At 73.3% G+C, this 19,923-nt stretch carries 10 protein-coding genes; 3 read left to right on the forward strand and 7 right to left on the reverse strand.

What is annotated here, in order from left to right; genetic code table 11:
* Positions 1 to 111 precede the first annotated feature (111 nt).
* Complete coding sequence (locus MTO99_RS07550) at positions 112 to 1,818, forward strand: glycosyl hydrolase family 18 protein (RefSeq protein ID WP_243558193.1); 1,707 nt, start codon at positions 112 to 114, stop codon at positions 1,816 to 1,818.
* Between the two features lie 24 nt (positions 1,819 to 1,842).
* On the opposite strand, the gene MTO99_RS07555 is transcribed toward MTO99_RS07550, so the two are convergent.
* The 3 genes from MTO99_RS07555 to MTO99_RS07565 all read right to left on the reverse strand — a co-directional run bounded on the left by MTO99_RS07555 (position 1,843) and on the right by MTO99_RS07565 (position 6,904).
* Complete coding sequence (locus MTO99_RS07555; RefSeq protein WP_290428402.1) at positions 1,843 to 2,709, reverse strand: class I SAM-dependent methyltransferase; 867 nt, start codon at positions 2,707 to 2,709, stop codon at positions 1,843 to 1,845.
* Complete coding sequence (locus MTO99_RS07560; RefSeq protein WP_256461037.1) at positions 2,706 to 5,702, reverse strand: UPF0182 family membrane protein; 2,997 nt, start codon at positions 5,700 to 5,702, stop codon at positions 2,706 to 2,708. Before MTO99_RS07560 ends, MTO99_RS07555 begins: the two co-directional genes overlap by 4 nt.
* Before the next feature lie 68 nt (positions 5,703 to 5,770).
* Positions 5,771 to 6,904, reverse strand: coding sequence for a YlbL family protein (locus MTO99_RS07565; protein ID WP_243558194.1), 1,134 nt, complete (start codon positions 6,902 to 6,904; stop codon positions 5,771 to 5,773).
* 142 nt (positions 6,905 to 7,046) lie between these two features.
* Between MTO99_RS07565 and MTO99_RS07570 the strand changes: the two genes are divergently transcribed.
* The gene (locus MTO99_RS07570; protein ID WP_243558195.1) at positions 7,047 to 8,423 is read left to right on the forward strand and encodes a zinc-dependent metalloprotease; all 1,377 of its coding nucleotides are present in this window, start codon (positions 7,047 to 7,049) and stop codon (positions 8,421 to 8,423) included.
* Positions 8,424 to 9,249: 826 nt separating this feature from the next.
* On the opposite strand, the gene MTO99_RS07575 is transcribed toward MTO99_RS07570, so the two are convergent.
* Together MTO99_RS07575 and nudC are read right to left on the reverse strand one after the other, a co-directional pair.
* A complete protein-coding gene (locus MTO99_RS07575; protein ID WP_243559014.1) occupies positions 9,250 to 11,049 on the reverse strand; it encodes an ATP-dependent helicase in 1,800 nt (599 codons plus the stop codon).
* Positions 11,046 to 12,029 carry an NAD(+) diphosphatase gene (gene nudC / locus MTO99_RS07580; RefSeq protein WP_243558196.1) on the reverse strand — a complete coding sequence of 328 codons (984 nt, stop codon included), beginning with the start codon at positions 12,027 to 12,029 and terminating at the stop codon, positions 11,046 to 11,048. The genes MTO99_RS07575 and nudC overlap by 4 nt, the downstream gene beginning before the upstream one ends.
* Positions 12,030 to 12,147: 118 nt before the next feature.
* Here nudC and MTO99_RS07585 point away from each other — a divergent pair, with 118 nt between their 5' ends.
* Entirely contained in the window at positions 12,148 to 13,449 is a 1,302-nt protein-coding gene (locus tag MTO99_RS07585; protein WP_243558197.1) for a phosphotransferase, read from the forward strand.
* On the opposite strand, the gene MTO99_RS07590 is transcribed toward MTO99_RS07585, so the two are convergent.
* The gene (locus tag MTO99_RS07590) at positions 13,335 to 16,712 is read right to left on the reverse strand and encodes an ATP-dependent helicase (RefSeq protein WP_243558198.1); all 3,378 of its coding nucleotides are present in this window, start codon (positions 16,710 to 16,712) and stop codon (positions 13,335 to 13,337) included. The genes MTO99_RS07585 and MTO99_RS07590 overlap by 115 nt on opposite strands.
* Positions 16,709 to 19,870: a UrvD/REP family ATP-dependent DNA helicase gene (locus tag MTO99_RS07595; protein ID WP_243558199.1), complete on the reverse strand. Its 3,162-nt coding sequence runs from the start codon at positions 19,868 to 19,870 to the stop codon at positions 16,709 to 16,711. The genes MTO99_RS07590 and MTO99_RS07595 overlap by 4 nt, the downstream gene beginning before the upstream one ends.
* Positions 19,871 to 19,923: the final 53 nt, after the last annotated feature.

The raw sequence follows: 19,923 nt of genomic DNA on the forward strand, positions 1-19,923 counted from the left end.
ACCCGGGACGAGGTCTGCGGCAGGTGTGTGGGTGGTGCCGACCGGGTTCCGGCGACGACGACGGAACGAACGGAAACGACACGGATGACACGTACGACACGGAAGGACCCCATGACCCGCACACCTGTGCTCAGACGCACCGCACTCGCGCTGGCCGCGACGGCAGCGCTCGCCCTCGGCGCGGCGGTCGCGCCGGCGGCCGCAGCCCCCGCAAGCCCGGCGACTCCGGGCAAGGCGGCCGACAGCGCGGCCGGCACCGACGGCACCGAGACGCTCAACGGCTACCGCTCGGTCGGCTACATCATGGCCGACGCCCCCGTGACCCGGGACGTCAACATCGTCGACCTCGTCACGACGGGCGCGATCGACGACCTCACGCACCTGAACTACGCGTTCGGCAACGTCACGAGCGACCTGGTCTGCGACATCCTCGACGAGCCGGGCGAGGGCGACGCGCAGAACGACTTCGTTCGCGCGGTACCGGCGGCCGACTCGGTCGACGGCGTCGCGGATGCTCCGGATCAGGCGCTGGCGGGCAACTTCAACCAGCTCCGCAAGCTGAAGGCCGCGCATCCCGACATCGAGGTGCTCGTCTCGCTCGGCGGCTGGACCTGGAGCGACCACTTCTCCGAGGCGGCCTCGACGGCCGAGGGCCGCACGGCCCTCGTCGAGAGCTGCATCGACCTCTACCTGCGCGGCAACCTGCCCGAGGTCGGCGGGCGCGGCGGCGACGGCGCCGCGGCCGGCATCTTCGACGGCATCGACATCGACTGGGAGTGGCCGGTCACGGGCGGCGAGACCGCGAACGCGCGACCCGAAGACAAGGAGAACTTCCTGGCGCTGATGGAGGAGTTCCGCACGGAGCTCGACGCGCTCGGCGCCGAGACCGGTGAACAGTACCTGCTCACCGCGTTCGCTCCGGCCGGCGGCTGGAACGCCGGGCAGGGCGGATGGCTCGACCCGCGCCTGTTCGCAGCGGTCGACTTCCTGAACGTGCAGGGGTACGACTTCCACGGCGGCTGGGTGCCGAACACCACGGGTCACCAGGGCAACCTGCACCCCGACGGCGACCAGAACTGGGGGCTCGGGCTCGACGGCGCCATGGGCATGTACGTCGCGGCCGGCGCACGGCCCGACCAGCTGAACGCGGGCCTCGCGGCCTACGGGCACGGATGGTTCGGGGTCGCCGACGGCTCGGCCGGGTGGAAGCCCGCCGCGGGCTACATCGGCACGAAGACCTACGCCGAGCTGCGCACCGTCGGCACGGCGTTCTTCGACCCGGCGATCGGCGCCTCGTGGCGGTACGACGGCGACCAGTGGTGGAGCTACGACGACCCGACCTCGGTGACCGCGAAGGCCGAATGGCTCGCGACCCAGGGCTACGGCGGCGCCATGTGGTGGGATCTCTCGGGCGACTTCCGCAACGAGCTCGGCTCGGCGCTCGGCGACACCCTGCGCGCCGCGACCCCGGGCCCCGGCATCGACGCGTCCTGCGCCGCGCCCTGGTACGCCGCCTCGGTGTACACCGCGGGCGACGTGATCTCGTACGGCGGCGTCGAGTACCGCGCCAAGTGGTGGACCCGCAACCAGGTCCCCGGCGACCAGTGGGGCCCGTGGGAGGCGATCGGCGGCTGCGGCACCGCACCCGCGCCCGAGCCGGTGACCTGCGCACCCGCGTGGGATGCGGCGACGGTCTACACCGCGGGTGACCGCGTGTCGCGCGCCGGCGTGACCTACGCCGCCCAGTGGTGGACGAAGGGCGAACTCCCCGGCTCCACCACCTGGGGCGCGTGGAGCGTCGTCGGTCCCTGCGACTGACCCGTCAGGCGGTGCATCCCGGGCTCAGTGCTCGGGATGCACCGCCACCAGCTCGACCGCGAGCGGAATCCACTTCGCGTCGGGCCAGCCGAACATGCCCTCCCCCAACGGCACGGCCGCCGGGAAGATGCGCCACGGCAACCGGAAGTGCTCCTCGAACTCCTCGATCACGAGGCCTGCGTCGCGGATCGCGCGCATCGTCTCGGAGAGCGGATGCGTCCACTCCCACGTGCGGGCGTGCTCGAGCACGGTCTCGGTGTCGGCGTAATCGCTCGGGTCATCGAGCACGTCGGGCTCGCTCGCCGCGTACGGGTATTTCACCGAGGGCAGGGATGCCTCGCCGCCGGCGGCGCCCTGGTCATCGAAGATCCAGGCGGTGGGATGCCCGTCGGCGAAGTACAGGTGCCCGCCCGGCTTCAGGAACCACGCCACGATGCGCGCCCACTCGGCGACATCGGGCAACCAGCCGATCGTGCCCCACGTCGTGAACACCAGGTCGAACGACTCGGGCTCGGGCAGCAGGTGCCTGGCGTCGTAGACGTTCGCCTGGATGAACCGGGCACGGTCGGCGACGCCGAGCTCAGCGGCGGTGCGCCGGGCCTCGTCGATCGCGGGCTCCGAGAAGTCGATGCCGACGACCGTCGCACCCAGGTTCACGAGCGACAGCGAGTCGCTGCCGAAGTGGCACTGCAGGTGCAGCACCCGCTTGCCCTCGAGCCCCTCGGGGAACAGCCGCTCGATGCCGGCGCGAGCGATCGGGTCGAGCTGGCTTCCGCCCGAGCGCAGCACGGCGCGGTCGTAGAACTCGCTCGCGACGTGCACCGGCACCCGCTCATCCCAGTTGGCGCGGTTGTCGTCGAGCCAGTCGCCCGAGCGCAGGTCGACGCTCACCCGCCGGAGCCCCCGCTGGATCCACCGCCCGTGCCGCCCGTACCGCCCGTGCCGTTCGTCGAACCGCCCGTCGAGCCGTCCGTCGCAGCTCCGTCGTCGCCCGCGAGCACGACGAGCTCCGAGATGATCTCGGCCAGCTCGGCGTCGGCCTCGCCGTACGCCGTCCAGTCGCCGTCGGCGAGCGCCTGCTGTTTGTCGGCGAGCGCCTGCTTCGCACGGTTGAGCAGCTCCTGCAGCTCGGTGCTCTGCGTCGGCTCGGTGGGCTCGGCTCCGGGATCGGTCGGTTCGGTGGGGGTCTCACCGGGCTCGACCGAGTTGTCGCCCGCGGCCGCGCCCGAGTCGCCGCCGAACAGCACGTTCAGCGCCTCGTCGAGCGTGTCCTGGAAGGCGATCTGGTCGCCGAACGCGACGAGCACCTTCTGCAGCAGCGGATAGCTCGTTCCACCGGTCGACTGCACGTACACCGGCTGCACGTACAGCAGACCGCCGCCGACCGGCAGGGTCAGCAGGTTGCCGTTGATGACATCCGACTGGCCCTGCTTCAGGATGTTCAGTTCGCGTCCGACGCTCGGGTCGGAGTTGAACGTGTTCTGCACCTGACCGGGCCCCGGCACGTTGTCGTCCTCGGGCAGCGAGAGCAATCGCAGCTTGCCGTAGCCCGCGGCCTTCTTGCCGGCCTCGGAACCGGCGTCGGAATCGACCGCGAGGTATCCGCGCAGCACGTTGCGACTCTCATCGCCCCGCGACTCGGGAATGAACGTCGAGTACAGCGAGTAGCTCGGAGCATCCTGACCGGGCATCTGCATCGTCAGGTAGTACGGCGGCTGCAGCAGCGTGCTCGCCTGCGGCTGGGTCGGGTCCTCGGGGGTCTTCCAGGCGTCCTCCCGCGAGTAGAACGCACTCGCCTGGTCGACGTGGTAGCGGCCGAGCACGGCGCGCTGCACCTTGAAGAGGTCTTCGGGGTACCGCACGTGGCTCATCAGGTCGCCCGACATCTCGCTCATCGGCGAGAGCGAGGTCGGGAAGATCTTCTGCCAGGTCTGGAGGATCGGGTCCTGCTCATCCCAGGCGTAGAGCTTCACCGTGCCGTCGTAGGCGTCGACCGTGGCCTTCACCGAGTTGCGGATGTAGTTGATCTCGTCGAACGCGAGTGCGGGGGCGACGCCCTCGCTGTCGGCGATCGCCTCGCTCATGCTCACCTTGTTCGAATACGGGAACTGATCGGTGAGCGTGTACCCGTCGACGATCCACACGAGACGCCCGTCGACGACCGAGGGATACGTGTCGCTGTCGAGGGTGAGGTACGGGGCGACCTTCGACACGCGCTCGATCGGGCTGCGGTCGTACAGGATCTGCGACTCGTCGGTCACCGCATCGGAGAGGAAGATCTGCTCGGACTGGAACTTCAGCGCGTAGACCAGTTTGGTGAACGCGTTGTCCAGCTTCGGCCCGCCGTCGCCCTCGAACGTGGTCTGGGTCTGCTCGGCCGAGTTGCTGCCCGCGGGGTAGTCGAGTTCGACGGGGTCCGCCCCCTCGGGTGCGCCGACGATCGAGTACGCGGGCGAGTTCTCGCCGAAGTACACGCGCGGCTCGAAGTCGCCGAGCGCGCCGGTCGACGGAATGCCCGACTGCAGGAACACCGGCTGGCCGTCGGCCGACCGCTGGTTGCCCGCCGCGGCCACCAGCCCGTAGCCGTGGGTGTAGACGATGTGCGAGTTGTACCACGTGCCCGCGTCGCCGAGACCGTCGAGGTTCACGTCGCGGACCGCGACGATCGTGTCCTGCGAGTCGCCGCCGAGCTGGTACCGGTCCACGTCGAGGTCGCTCGGGAACTGGTAGTACTGGCGGTACTGCTCGAGCTGGCGGAACGACCGGGCGATGACGGCCGGGTCCATGAGGCGGATCGACGCCGTCGTCTCGGCGTCGGCGCGCAACGCGCCCGGCTCGGCATCGGTCTTCGCCTCGTAGTCGATCTCCTCGATGTCGTCGACGCCGTACGCCTGACGAGTGAGGTCGATGTTGCGCTGGATGTACTCGGACTCGAGCTGCAGCTGGCTCGGCACCACCTGGAACCGCTGCACCACCCACGGGTACAGCGAGCCGATCAGCAGCGCCGCCACCACGAGCAACGCGGTGCCGACCAGCGGCAGCCGCCAGCGGCCGATCGCGGCCGTGATGAAGAACAGGATCGCCACGCCGACCGCGATCGCGGCGAGGATCTGCCGGCCCGGGATGGTCGCGTGCACCTCGGTGTACGCCGCACCCGTGATGAGTCCGCCGCTCTCGGTCACGGCCGCGTACTGGTCGAGCCAGATGCTGACCCCCTGCAGCAGCAGGTAGAGGCCGGCGGTCACCGCGATCTGGATACGTGCGGCCTTCGCGATCACGATCTCGCGCCCCGAGATGCGGATGGCGCCGTAGAGGTAGTTCGTCGCGATCACGAGCAGCGCCGACAACAGCACCACCGCGGAGGCGAACCCGACCACCGAACGGTAGAACGGCAGCTCGAAGACGAAGAACCCGACGTCGAGGCCGAACTGCGGGTCGACCTCGCCGAACGGCGTGCGGTTCAGCCAGGTGAGCGCGACGTCCCAGCGGGCCGCCGCGGACACGCCGGCGAAGATGCCGAGCACGGCGGGGATGCCGTACATCGCGAGCCGGCGAAGCGGCTCGAAGACCTCTTGATACCGGTCGAGCTGGCTGTTCAGCTTCGCGTAGACGGGCCGGCTGCGGTACGCGATCATGATCGACGCCCACACCGGCAGGGCCATCGCGACGAACCCGATCAGGAACAGCACGATGCGTGCGATCCACTCGGTGGTCAGCACGTTCAGGAAGCCGAGCTGGTCGAACCACATGATGTCGGCGTAGATGCCCGCGAACACGAAGAACGCGATCATGAGCAGCAGCACCACTCCGATCGTGATCACGATGGGCGCACGTCGCCGCGACGATCGGGGTTGCTGCGTCTCAGTTGACACTCTCGGCCTCATGTTCGGTCGGGATGGGATCGGGAACCAATCCTAGGCGCGCCAGGCTTGGAATCCGCTGGCGGTCGGGATCAGCCCACCGCACAGGTCGGGAATGCGGCGGTGTCCTCGCCCGCGCCGATCGCCTCGACGACCTCGCGCGCCTGGTCGAGATGCTCGATCGCGAACACCCTCATGCCGTCGGGGACATGCCCCGCCACCTCGGGGCAGTTCGCCTTCGGGGCGAGGAACCAGTCGGCGCCGACGCCGTCGGCGCCCCACAGCTTCTGCTGGATCCCGCCGATCGCGCCCACCGCGCCGGCGGCGTCGATGGTGCCCGTGCCGGCGATGATCTCGCCCCCGGTCATCGCCCCGGGGGTGAGCTTGTCGACGATGCCGAGCGCGAACATCATGCCCGCGCTGGGCCCGCCGACGTCGTCGAGCCGGATCTCGACGTCGATCGGGAACTCGTACTCCATGCGCACCCCGACGCCCAGGACCACCTGACCCGACTGCTCGGCCGGCACCGCCTCGACCTGCACCGGCACCCCGTCGCGGACGATCGACAGCTCCGCCGGAGCATCCGTGCCGTTGTCGGCGATCGCCGCGCGCAGTTCGTTGACCGCATGCACCTCGGTGCCGTTCACCGCTGCGATCACGTCGCCTGCCTCGAGCACGCCGTCGGCGGGCGAGCCGTCGAAGATCGACACCACCGTCACCTCGCGCGGGAAGTCGTATCCGAGTTCCACGAGCGCGGCGGCGATCGCGTCCTGCTGCGAGTCGACCATCGCGGCCTGGTTCTCGGCGTCCCGATCCTCCTGGGTGACGCCGGGCGGGAAGATCGCCTCGGTGGGCACCGCCGACGACGTGCGGTCGAACCAGGCCCCGAGCACCTCGAACCAGTTCGGCGTCGCGCCGGGCCGGCCCACCACCGAGACGGTGAGCAGGTTCAGCTCGCCCTCGGTCGGGAACGTCTCCTCGTCGGGGATCTCGATGAGCGGCACCTGGTCGTCGCCGTGCGCGGCCGTGCCGAGCGTGTCGAACACGGGACCGGGACGCTCGATGACGTACGGCGAGGGCAGCAGGGCGAACACCACCGCGATCACGATCGCCACGCCGAGGCTCCACCGGCCGATCAGCGCCCGACGCGGCCGGTGCCCGACCGAACGGTCGCTGCGCCGCCGCGGATCCTCGGACAGCGGAGGCTCATCGTCGAAGATGCTCAACCCTGTCCTCCCGGAGATGTGCTCGCGCGTGCCGGAGCTGTTCGCGGCAGGCGGACACCCGGAACGTCAGCCTAGGCCATTTCCCAGCACCGAGCCGGGAAAGCGGCATTAGCGTGGGAGGACACGACAGGAGGTGCCCGCAGTGGCCGAGGACGACGACGCGCCCGAGCAGAACCCCGAGGACGAGTTCCGCGAACTGCTGCGCAACCTGCTGTCGGGCAGCGGCGGCATCGATCCGGCGCAGCTGGCGGGCGCCGCGGGGCTGCCCAGCGATCCGGCCGCCCTCGCCGCGCTGTTCGGTCAGCTGCAGCAGGCGATGAACCGGCAGGGCGACGACATCGACTGGTCGATCGCGCTGCGGCAGGGCGAGCAGCGCGCCGCGTCGGGTCAGACCCAGCTCGCCGAGGCCGATCGGGCCCGGCTCGATCAGGCCTTCCAGGTCGCCTCGCTCTGGCTGGATGAAGCGGTGGATGTCGCGTCGCTCCCCTCGGGCCCCGAGCTGCTGACCCGGCGAGCCTGGGTCGCCGCGACCATGCCCGTGTGGACCCAGCTCGCCGAGCCGGTCGCGACCAGCATCGCCGACTCCCTGGTGCGCATCATGAACGAGCAGGCTCCCGAGGAGATGCGGCAGATGATCCAGGGCACGACCCGCATCATCCGCGGCGTCGGCGGGGCCCTGTTCGCGATGCAGCTCGGGCAGGTCGTCGGCGAGCTCGCGACCGAGGTGGTGTCGGGCGGCGACATCGGGATCCCGCTCATGGACGACGGTCGGGCGTCGATCCTGCCCCAGAACGTGGCGGAGTTCGGCACCGACCTGGAGATCCCCGTCGACCAGGTCGAGCTGTACCTCGCGGTGCGCGAGCTCGCGCACGCGCGGCTGTTCCGGCAGGCGCGCTGGCTGCGGCTGCACCTCATCACCGCGATCACGACGTTCGCACGCGGCATCGACATCGACACCGAACGGCTCGAAGACCTGGCACAGGACTTCGACCCGTCGAACACCGACCGGCTGCGCGACGCCGTCACGAGCGGTGCGCTCATCAAACCCCGCAACGAATCGCAGCAGGCCGCGCTCGACCGGCTCGAGACGATGCTCGCCCTCGTCGAGGGCTGGGTCGACGTGGTCACCGCCGAGGCGACGTCGCGCCTGCCGAAGGCCGAGCTCGTCGCCGAGACGATCCGACGCCGGCGTGCATCGGGCGGCCCGGCCGAGTCGGCGCTCGCCACCCTCGTCGGGCTCGAACTGCGACCGCGCCGCCTCCGCGAGGCCGCCGCACTGTGGCGCCGCATCGGTTCCGAGCTCGGCATCGAGGGGCGCGACGCGCTGTGGGGGCATCCCGACCTGCTGCCGAGCGCAGCCGACCTCGACGACCCCGACGCGCTCATCGCCCGGCTCACCGGGCACGACGCGCAGGGTGCCGTCGCCGACGAGGAGTTCGATCAGGCGCTCGAGCAGCTGCTGCGCGGCGAAACCCCGGCCGCGCCGGGAGAAGACGGCGAGGAGCCGCCGACGCCGTAGCGCCGGGCGCCGCCCGGGGGTGGCCCGCCTGTGGATGATCCGGTCGGCAGTCGTGCCGATTGGGGCAGGCTCGTGCGCATGACGCCGCGACTCGACCCGGATCTGCCGATCGTCTGGCGCTCGCCGAGCGAACTCCAGCTCGGGGCGCCGACCCCCGTCGCCATCGTGCGGTGCGACGACGACGCCGTCCCGCAGGTCGTCGCCCTGCTCGGGCACGGCGCGTCCGTCTCGACCGTGCGCACGTTCGGAACCGGTCTGGGCCTCCCCCGCGCACGCGTCGACGAACTGCTCACGGCACTCGAGCCGGCCTTCCTGCCGACCGAGGCCACGAGCGGAGCCGCGAGCGACGCCACGAGCGGGGCGGCCGCCGCTCCCGTCGGCCCGCTCATCGCGATCGACGGCGACGGCGTGGTGGTGGCATCCGTGGCCGACGCGCTGCGATCGTTCGGGCACCGCGTCGAAGCCGCCGATCGGGTCGACCCCGACGAGGTCGATCTCGCGATCCTCTTCGGCGGCTGGGGCATCCGGCCCGAGGCCCACCTGCCGTGGCTGCGCCGCGACATCCCCCACCTCGCCGTGGTGCGCGAACACGACGGCGTCGCCGTCGGGCCGCTCGTCGAACCCGGCGACGGGCCGTGCCTGCGCTGCATCGACCTGTCCCGGCGCGACGCCGACCCGGCCTGGCCGATGGTCGCCCCGCAACTCGCCGACCGGCCCGCGCCATCGCTCGACGCCCGCACCGCGCACGACGTGGCCGCCGCGGTGGTCGCCGCCGCCGACGACCGGCTGCGGCGGCGCGCCACGGCGTTCGCCGCGGCATCCGTCGTCATCGGAGGCGTCGCCCCGCGACACCGCCGGCACGCACCGCATCCCGAGTGCGGATGCCGAGCTCCTCGAGGAACCGCGACGGCTCCCGATCTCCCCGGTGGCCGCCGAGTCGTGCCGCCCACGTCAGATCGAGTCGTCGCCGTGCCCGCGTGATGCCGACGTAGAGCAGGCGTCGCTCCTCGTCGATCGCCGCGAGCCCCTTGGCGTAGGCGATCGGCAGCAACCCCTCGGTGAGCCCGACCAGGTGCACCTCGTCCCATTCGAGACCCTTCGCCGAGTGCAGCGTCGCGATCGTCACCGCGTCGACCGCCGGCTCATGATGAGTCTCGGCGCGGGTGCGCAACTCGTCGGCGAACGCACGCAGCGTGGTGCCGCGGGGCTGATCGTCGACGAGACGCGCCAGCGCGTTCAGCGACTCCCACCGGTCGCGCACCGCACCCGGCCCCTCGGGCGGCTGCGCCGACAGCCCGACCCCGCGCAGCACGTCGCTCACGACCTTGAACAGCGGTTCATCAGTCGGCACCAGCGCCTGGGCGCGCAGCGCATTGACCGCCTCGCGCACTTCGGGGCGGTCGAAGAACCGTTGCGCTCCGCGCACCCGCACCGGCACGGATGCCTCGGCGAGCGCCTGCTCGTACAGCCCCGACTGCGAGTTCACGCGGATCAGCACGGCGATCTCGGCGGCCGGCACGCCGGCCTCGATGCGGGCGCGGATGCGCGCGGCGACCGCGCGCGCCTCGGCGAGGTCGTCGGTGAAGCCCGTGAACGTGGGATCCGGCGCCGACGCCGGCGAGCGCGTGACGCGGGTCGCGGCCTCCGGCGGTGCCGCCTGGAGCCGCAGCGCACCCGGCCGGCCGCGCATCAGCCGGTTCGCGAGCTCGACCACGGGCGCCGCCGAACGGTAGTTGCGCTCGAGCCGCACGATCGTCGACCCGGGGTACGCCCGCCCGAAGTCGAGCAGGAAGTCGGCGCTCGCGCCCGCGAACGAGTAGACGGTCTGGCTCGCGTCGCCGACCACGCACAGGTCGCGCCGATCGCCGAGCCAGAGCTCGAGCAGCCGTTGCTGCGCGGGCGAGACGTCCTGGTACTCGTCGACGAGGAAGTGCCGGTACTGCTCGCGCACCTGCATCGCCACCGCCGGCTCGGTCTCGATCATGCCCGCCGTGACCAGCAGCACGTCCTCGAAGTCGAACATGCGGCGCTCGTCCTTCAGCGCCTCGTATCCGGCCATCAGCGCGAGGTGCTGGTCGATCGAGAGATCCCCCGGCGTGCCGCGCGACGGCAGCCGCGCCTCGTACTCGCGCATGCCGAGCCCGGTCACCTTGCGCCACTCGATCTCGGCGGCCACATCGCGCAGGGTCGGGGTGTCGACCCTCAGCTTCAGCCGCTGCGCGGTCTCGCCGAGCAGCCGCCCCTTGAAGTCGAGCACGCGCGGTGCGCTGCCGCCCGCGACGAGCGGCCAGAAGTGGTTGAGCTGCGCGAGCGCCGCCGCATGGAACGTGCGCGCCGGCACCCGCCCGGCCCCGAGCGCGTGCAGCCGGGTCCGCAGCTCGGCCGCCGCCCGCGCCGTGAACGTGATCGCCATCACGTGCGCCGGGTCGTAGGCCCCCGACGCCACACCGTAGGCGATGCGATGCGTGATCGCCCGGGTCTTGCCGGTGCCGGCGCCCGCCAGCACGCACACCGGGCCGCCGATCGACTCGGCGACCACGACCTGCTCGGCGTCCAGCCCCGCGAGCACCGAGCGGATCGGGTCGGCGGCGGGGGCGTCCGCGGTGCCGTCGCCAGGCTCGCTCATCGCGTCGACCACGGGGCATCCGAATCGATCGGGCCGCCGTACCAGCGCTCGAGCAGCCAGCGGGCGATCGACGCGCCGCCGGGCAGCACCACCTCGGGCAGCGCACGATCGAGGTCGTCGCGCGAGAACCAGCGCAGCTCGAGGATCTCCTCGCCGTCGGGCCGCGCGGTCGCGGGCGGTGTGCGGGACGCGACCCGGGCGGTGAACCCGAGCATCAGGCTCGCCGGGAACGGCCACGGCTGCGACGCGACGTACTCGATGCGGTCGACCTCGACGCCGGCCTCCTCGCCGATCTCGCGCGCCACCGCCTGCTCGAGCGACTCCCCCGGCTCGACGAACCCCGCGAGCAGCGAGAAGCGGCGCTGCTCCCACATCGCGTTCGACCCGAGCAGCACGCGATCGTCGTCGTCGGTGACGAGCACGATCACCGCCGGATCGGTGCGCGGGAAGTGCATGCTGTCGTCGGCGACGCACCGGCGCGCCCACCCCGACTGCTCGACGCGGGTCTCGGCCCCGCACAGCGGGCAGCGCGGGTGCCGTTCGTGCCAGTTCGCGAGCGCGACCGCGGTGGTCGCGAGCGCGGCGTCGCGCTCGCCGAGCAGCGGCACGGCGCGGCGGAGGTCGAGCCAGCGGGCCGGCTCGGGTTCGATCTGCGCGGCGGATGCCTCGTCGACGATGCGGGCCTCGAACCCGAGCTCGGCACCGGGTTCGGGGGCGCCGGGCTCCGCAGCATCCGACGGATGCTCCCGCCCGAGCCGCACCCGCAGCGCGCCGCCGGGCACCTCGGCCGGGCGGAGCAGTTCGAGCGCGGGGGCCGACCCGTCGACCCGCTCGGCGAGCAGGACGGCGCCCGCATGCACGATCACGACCCGCGATGCGTCGTCGGCGTCGAACCCGGCGTCGCCGTCGGGCGCACCGCGCGCGACACCGTCGCGGTCGAACGCACTGCGACCGAGCGGCGGAACGGAGGATGCGGCCATGACCACCTTTCGATGCTCCCCGGTCGGACTCGGCGGGAACGCGTGGCGGTCGCCGCCGCGGCGCCACTGTCTGCTTAAGCTGTGCGCCATGGCCAGACCAGCTCTCACTCTAGCCGCGTTGGCCACGGCGGCGGTTCCCGGGCTGGAGGTCCGCGCCGCCGCGGTGCACACCCGCCGGAGCCACGGCGGATACGACGCGGTACGTCTGCAGACCGTCGACGGACGCGACCTGCTGATCCGGGTTCCCCGCTCGCAGTCGGCCGAGACCGAGCAGTCGGCCGATCTCGTCGCACTGCGCGCGCTGACCGCCGGCATCCGCGACCGCCTGCCGTTCGCGGTGCCCGAGGTGCTGGGCCAGGCGCCGATCGACGGCACCCGAGCGGTCGTCACCGCCCTGCTGCCCGGCGCCGCGGCGACCGCCGACGAACTGACGGCGCACGACCGGCTCGCCGAGTCGGTCGGGCTCGCGATCGCGGCGATCCACCAGCTGCCGAGCGCGTTCATCGGCGAGGCCGGGCTGCCCAAGCGCACGTCGGGCGCCTGCCGTGAAGGAGTCGTGGAGCTGATCGGCCGGGCCGCCGACACCGGTCACCTGCCGGCCGCGATCCTGCGCCGGTGGGAGGAGGCGGTCGACGACGACGCGCTCTGGCGGTTCCAGCCGACCGTCGTGAACGGTGCGCTCAGCGCCGACTCGCTCCTCGTCGACGGCGACCGGGTGGTCGGCGTCGTCGGCTGGGCCGGGCTCGCGATGGGCGACCCCGCGGTGGACCTGCACTGGCTGCTCACCTCGCGCGGTGCGAGCGCCGAACGCGCGCTCGAGTCGTACCTCGTCGCCCGCGAAGGCGGCGCGGACTCGCACCTCGCGCAGCGCGCCCTGCTGCACGGCGAGCTCGAACTCGCACGTTGGCTGCTGCACGGGGTCGACGAGCGCGACCACGAGATCATCGCCGACGCGGTCGGCCTGCTCGACGGCCTCGTCGCGAGCGTGCACGACCGCTCGAGCGAGCCGCTGTCGCCGGACACCGGCCCGATCCTCACCGTCGACGACGTCGAGCAGTTGCTCGACCGCACGCCGCGCGAGCATCTGCCGCGCGAGGCGGGCACCATGCTCACTGACAGCTACGACTTCTCGGACCTCGAGCGCGAGGCGGCCGGCGAGCGGCGAACCGGTTCGGATGCCGCGGCCGACGTCACCGCACCCATTCCGCTCGACCTCAGCGACTGGGGCGACGCGGTGCCGGACGGTGCGGCGCCGGGCGGTGCGGTGCCGGGCGGTGCGGCGCCGGGCGGTGGGTCGGTCGATGGTCACCCGGCGGGCGACGCGCCGACTGCCGACGACGCGCCGACTGCCGACGACGCGCCCGCCGCCGACGCGCCGACCGCCGACGACCAGGCGCGCCGCAACTCGGCCTCGTCGTAGACCCGCTCGGGGCGGATCACCCGGTCGTCCTCGACGAAGTAGAACACCGCGTCGATCTGGTCGGCAGGCACCCCGGCCCAGGTCGCGTACGCGAGCCGGTAGAGGGCGAGCTGGGTCTGCTTGAGCTCGAGGTCGCGGGCATCGCGCGGCGCACGGCCCGTCTTCCAGTCGACGACCTGGTAGCGGATGCCGCGCGCCGCCTCGGCCGACCCGGGCTCGGTCCGGTACACGGCGTCGATCTTGCAGATGAACACGTGCGCGTCGATCGGCAGGTGCAGTTCGAGCTCGACCGCGACGGGGCGCCGGCCACCCCACTCCGACCGCTCGAACGTGGCCTGCAGCGCCCGCATGCGGGCGGTGTCGGCCTCGCCGTGCGCGCCGCCGACGGCGAGGCCGGCCGCGACCGGGTCGCTCGCCGCGTCGACCGCGTCGCCGGTGCCGTCGGTGTCGGCCGCGAGGTCGGCGAGGTCGAACGCGTCGATCGCCGCCGCCTCGCCCGCTCCGGTCGATCGATGCTCGACCCACCGGTGGAACAGCGTGCCCAGCCGTGTCGCGCGGTACGGCCGCTGCGGCATCGGCCGGGCGAGCTCGGCGGTGACCGCTGCCGGGTCGTCGACCCAGTCTTTGAACCGCGATGCCGACACCCGGGTCGGGATCGGCGCGGCCTCGGGTCCGGCCATCCGACGCCGGCGCTCTTCGAGCAGGGCGTCGAGTTCGGCGCGCAGCCGCGGGCCGATGCGAGCGCCGCTGGGCCCCTCGGCTGCCGATCGCACGGCGGTGGCCGCGGCCTCGACGGCCGCGCGTCGCGGCCCGAGCGGGTCGAGCGGCCAGCGCACGACGGCGGCATCGGCGGTGCGGGGATTCTCGTCGTCGGCCGGGCGCACGGGCAGTTCGTCGCCCGTGGTGATGCCGAGCGCGACGATCTCGCGCAGGTAGCGGCTGGGCTCACGCGGCGACTTCTGCGTCGACCACCACGAACCGCTGAGCAGCAGGTCGGAGCGGGTGCGGGTGAACGCGACGTAGGCGAGCCGGCGCTCCTCCTCTTCGTACCGCTCGCGGTTCTCGGCCTGGTAGGCGGTGAACGCCTCGTCGAACTCGTGCTGGCTCTGCACGCCCTGCCACGCGAGGTCGGGCAGTTCGGCGGCATCGCCCTTGAACGCGTTCGGCAGTTCGCCGAACGCCACCCACCCGCGCGTCGACCGCGGCGCGGCCGGCAGCTCGTCCTCGACGAGCCGCGGCACCGCGACCACGTCCCATTCGAGGCCCTTCGCGCCGTGGATCGTGAGCACCTGCACGGCGCCCGGCTCGGGGTCGTCCTGCCGGGGCGCGAGCCGATCGCGCTGCTCGGCCTCGTGCAACCAGCCGAGGAACGCCCCGAGCGTCGGCTGCTCGGCCACGTCGACGAAGCTCGCGAGCAGGTCGTCGAAGGCTTCGAGGCTCGGCGCGCCGAGCGGCCGGTCTCCGTTCGCGGCGACCTCGATGTCGAGCAGCAGTTCGTGCTGCACCAACCCGACGAGGTCGACGAGCCCGACCCCCGCGCGTCGGCGCAGCGCCTGCAGCTGGGCGCCGGCGCGCCGCATCCGGGCGAGCCCCTCGGCGCTGAACGCGGCGAGCGCGCGATGCTCGTCGGGCGACGAGAGCAGGAAGTCGAGGGCGTCGACGATCGAGGGCGCCTCCTCGGCGGCGAGCGAACTGCGCAGCCCGTCGCGCACGTCGTCGTCGAGACGCCGGCTCGCGGTGTCGCGCTCGGCGAGCCAGCGCGCGAGGCCGCGCAGGGCGGCGAGATCGGCCGCGCCGATACGCCAGCGTGCGCCGGCGAGCAGCCGCACGAGCTCGGCCCCCGCCGTCGGGTCGTGCAGCACCCGCAGCGCGCAGACCAGGTCGGCGATCACGGGCTGGTCGAGCAGGCCCGCGATGCCGAGCACGTGCACCGGGATGCCTCGGGCCGAGAGGGCCGCGGTGAACACGTCGGCGTTCTTCAGCGTGCGACACAGCAGTGCGCCGCTGCGCGGATCGCCCGTGCCGCCGCGACCCAGGCGCTCGGCGAACCAGTCGGCGACGCGTTCGGCCTCGGCCTCGATGGTCTCGGCCCACGCCACGTCGAGCCGGCCCGGCTGTGCGAACGGCGACGGGCTGAGCGGCGCCTTCGGCACGCCGCCGCCGCCGAGCGGGGCGATGATCGCGTTCGCGGCGTCGAGCACGACCCGCGGGTTGCGCCAGCTCGTCGACAGGTCGAAGGTCGCGGCATCCGCCCGAGGAGCGAAGTCGCGACCGAACCGCGCGAGGTTCGCCGCGCTCGCCCCGCGCCACCCGTAGATCGACTGGTCGGGGTCGCCGACCGCCATCACCGGGGTGTCGCCGAACAGCGTCGCGAGCAGGCGCGTCTGCACGACGCTCGTGTCCTGGTATTCGTCGAGCAGCACCGATCGGTAGCGGTCGCGATACCCGGCGACCACGTCGGGGTGGCGGGTGCAGATCTGCAAGGCCAGCGCCACCTGGTCGGCGAACTCGACGTAACCGCGCTGCTGCTTCGCCGCCGCGTACGCGTCGGCGAGGTCGAGCAGCGGCGGCAGCGCGCCCACCACGCCGAGCGCGGCGGTGAAGGTGTCGAACGGCGTGCGCTTGCGCGGCCGGCCGATCGGCAGATCGGCCTGGGCGAGGAACCGCGCCGCCATCGCGCGCACGTCACGGCTGTCGGCGACGTTCTCGGCGAGCGCCCGGCTGAGGGCGAGCACCGCCTCGGTCACCCGGTCGAGCGACACGTCGAGTTCGACCAGGCGCGGATCGGCCGAGTGCGCGGCCACGCGTCGCGCGAGCTGCCAGGCGGATGCCTCGCCCAGCACCGAGGCGTCGGGCTCGCGCCCGATCAAGAGGGCGTGCTCGCGGTAGATCGCGCTCGCGAACGAGTGGTAGGTGCCGACGGCCGCCGCTTCGAGGGGGTCGAGCTCGATCGCGGCGATGCCGGCCGCGACGAGCTGCCCGACGCGCTCGCGCACCCGGTCGGCGAGTTCGCCCGCGGCCTTGCGGGTGAAGGTGAGCCCGAGCACCTCGGGCACCTCGACGAATCCGTTCGCGAGGAGCCACACGACCCGGTTCGCCATGGTCTCGGTCTTGCCGCTGCCGGCACCGGCGACCACGAGCGCGCGCCCGCGCGGGTCGGCCTCGATGACCGCCCGCTGTTCGGGGGTCGGCTCGTGCAGCCCGAGCCGGGTCGCGATCTCGGACGCGCCGATGCGCGCGACCGGCGGCGCCTGCCCGCTCACGCCGACACCGCCGGCACGAGCTGTACCCGGTAGATCCAGTCGCCGAACCGCGAACGGAAGCCCACCTCGCCGGGCGCCTCGAACTCGGCCGCCGACATCACCCGCGCGAGGCGTTCGAGCCGCTCCACGAAGGCCTGCTCGGCCTCGTCGTCGAACGGCTGCTGCGCCAGCTCGGTGAACGCGCGCCCCTTCGTCGGGCGGCCGACGTAGACCAGCTTCGCCCCGCCGTGCCGCCCGCCGTTCGGCGCCGCACCGCGCCGCGCGGCGACCTGGTACGCCGCCAGCTGGGGATGCACGGCGGTCTCGGCCGCGGTCGGCGTGCGACGCCCGGTCTTCAGGTCGACGATGACGGTGGTGCCGTCGGGCGACACCTCGATCCGGTCGATCGTGCCCGACAGTTTCACACGACCGATCTCGAGCGAGAATCGGCCCTCGGCGCCGAGCAGCACCTTGCCCTCGTCGGTGAACGACTGCAGGTACTCGGTCGCCCCCTCGGCCATGCGTCGGGCCCCGCGCAGCTCGCGCTCGGCGACCCAGCCCGCCTCGAACCGCAGCTGTCGCCAGCGCTCCTCGACCGCGGCCCAGATGCCGTCGATCGTCACCTCGTCGTCGGGCCGTGAGCCGGCCTCCTCGACCACGGCGTGCACCAGCGTGCCGATCGACGCGGCCACCCCCGACGGCGGCGCCGCGACGTGGTCGACGAACCAGCCGAGCGGCGACTCCTCGGCCCGGTCGATCTGCGACGGCGAGACCGGCACGCGCGCCTCGGGGTCGCCGTCGAGGTCGATCACCGGTGCCGTGGTCGACGGCTCGCGCAGCCCGTACCACTCGTCGGGGTGCGCGCCCGGCACCCCCTCTTCGGCGAGCCGCGCGAGCGCTGCGGCGGCTTCGGTCGACACCCCCTGGCCGACGGCGGCCGACTCGACGGCCTCGCGCCGCAGGGCGCCGACGAGCCCGCGCAGGTGCAGCGGCCGGCGCCGGGTCGCCCGCACCCGGGTCTCGGCGAAGCCCATCAGCGAGGAGGGCTGCTCGTCGTCGTTCGCCGTGCAGGCGAGCACGAGCTGTCGACGCGCCCGCGAGGCGGCGAGTGCGAACAATCGCAGCTCGTCGGCCAGCACCGCCCGGCGCGCCTCCTGCGCGGACTCGGCCGCGGGCAGCGGCGCGCCCGAACGCACGGCGGCGACGGCGGCCGGCAGCCGGCCCGCGTGCAGCAGCGCGCCGCGCGGCCGCAGGTTGGGCCACACCCCGTCTTGCAGGCCGGCGATCACCACCACGTCGAACTCGCGCCCCACCAGCGCCGCCGGGGTGCCCACGAACACCGCCTCCGACGATCGGCGCGGGGCCAGGGTGTCTTCGGGCAGCTCGCTCGCGAGCTGCTCGTCGACGAACCGCACGGCGGCGGCGTCGGGCTCGCGCTCGACGAAGCGCTCGGCGGCCGAGAACAGTGCGACCGCCGCATCCAGCGAGCGGTTCGCCTCGGCGGCGATCACCCCGGTGCCGGATGCCTGGGCCGCCCACTCCGCGGCGAGGCCGCTGCCGTCCCACAGGGTCCAGAGGACCTCTTCGATGGTGCCGCCCGAGGCGGCCGTCGCCCGCGCCGCCGCGAGCAGCTTCGCCAACCGCCCCGCACGTCGCGCGGGCGCCGCATCGATGGTCTCGAACCCGCCCGGTGCGCCGAGGGCGTCGACGAGGAGTTCGTCACCGGTGCGGTCGCCGCCAGCCGCGAGCTCCTCGTGACGCAGCGCGAGTCGCAGCCGGCGCAGGCCCACCCCGTCGAGCCGGCCGATCGGGCCGGTCAGCAGCTCGACCGCGTGGTCGGCGGTGAGCGGGTCGCGGCCGAGCACGACCGCGGCGGCCGTGAGCAGCGCTGCGGCCGCCGGGGTGTCCCGCAGCGCCTGTCGCGCCTGCGAATCGCCGGTGGGCACGTCGGCCAGCGCCAGCCCGCGCACGAACGCGGGCACGTCGCCGCCCGAGCGCAGCACGACCGCCATGCGCGACCACGGGATGTCGTCGATGAGGTGCCGTTCGCGCAGCAGCGCCGCCGCCGCCTGGCATTCGGCGGCGTGCGAGGGCGCCTCGATGCCGAGCACCGGCGCGAGCGGGTCGCCGTCGGGCCGGTCGGTCTCGCGCTCGAAGCGGTGCCCGCCGCCGAGCGCGGCCCCGACGTGCTCGACGGTGCGGGCGACGAGGGTGCGGATGGGTGCTCGGCCCCGGTGCCGCGCGGTCAGCACGATGCGCGCCGTCTCGGAGCCGACCAGGCTCGGGAGGGCGCCGAGCAGCTCGGGCCGACCGCCGCGGAACCCGTTGCCCGCGACATCCGGATCGCCGAACGCGACCACCGCGGCACCGCGCGCCGCGAACGCGGCCAGCAGCGACGCCGTCGCCTCGGTCGACTCCTGCGCGTCGTCGACGACGATCAGCCGCAGCCGGGCGAGCAGGCCGAGCGCCGCGTCGGCGTCGGCGTCGTGCCCGGCGGACCGCACGATCGCCGCGGCGAACGCACCGAGCTCGGCCGAGTCGAACGAGGTCGGCCGCAACGCGTCCTTCACCTCGGCGTACTCGGCGAGGAACTCGCCGGCGGCCACCCACTCGGGCCGGTCGGCGTGCCGGCCCAGCTCGGCCAGGGCCGCGCCGTCGAGCCCGTGCTCGGCCGCCCGCATCAACAGGTCGCGCAGCTCGGCGCGGAACCCCCGCAGCCGCCGCACGTCGGCGCCGAACGGCTCGGGCCACGCCGGCCCCCCGCCGTCGCGGATGCCGCCCTCGAGCAGCTCGGCGATGAGCTGGTCGTGCTCGGCGCCGGTGAGCAGCGACACCCCGCGGCCGGTGTACGCGCGCACGAGCTGGAACGCGATCGAGTTCGCGGTGCGCGCGAGCGGGCCCCGCGTCGTGACGTCGAGCCGGACCGCGAGCGCGTCGCGCAGCGCGGTCGCGGTGCCGCGGCTCGGCGCGATCACGAGCACCTCGTCGGTCGAGTACCCGAGCCGGGCCACCCGGTCGGCGACGAGTTCGATGGCGAGCGTCGTCTTGCCCGACCCGGGCGCGCCGAACACCGAGGCCGAGCCGCCGTCGGCCAGGCCGAGGACGCGCGCTCGATCGATGTCGGCGTCGCGCGCGGCGACGGCGGTGCGGTGGGTGCCGCGGTCGGGTTCGGGGAGCATGGCGTCACCGTACCGGGTTCCGCCGACAGTGAACGCGACCGGGCGTCGGCGCG

The organism is Agromyces larvae (assembly GCF_022811705.1).
GTDB classification, from domain to species: domain Bacteria; phylum Actinomycetota; class Actinomycetes; order Actinomycetales; family Microbacteriaceae; genus Agromyces; species Agromyces larvae.

Excerpts from the sequence above, each read along its gene's own strand:
- MTO99_RS07575 (WP_243559014.1), bottom strand. The coding sequence starts at position 11,049 with ATGAGCGAGCCTGGCGACGGCACCGCGGACGCCCCCGCCGCCGACCCG.
- MTO99_RS07595 (WP_243558199.1), bottom strand. The coding sequence starts at position 19,870 with ATGCTCCCCGAACCCGACCGCGGCACCCACCGCACCGCCGTCGCCGCG.
- nudC (WP_243558196.1), bottom strand. The coding sequence starts at position 12,029 with ATGGCCGCATCCTCCGTTCCGCCGCTCGGTCGCAGTGCGTTCGACCGC.
- MTO99_RS07560 (WP_256461037.1), bottom strand. The coding sequence starts at position 5,702 with ATGAGGCCGAGAGTGTCAACTGAGACGCAGCAACCCCGATCGTCGCGG.
- MTO99_RS07550 (WP_243558193.1), top strand. The coding sequence starts at position 112 with ATGACCCGCACACCTGTGCTCAGACGCACCGCACTCGCGCTGGCCGCG.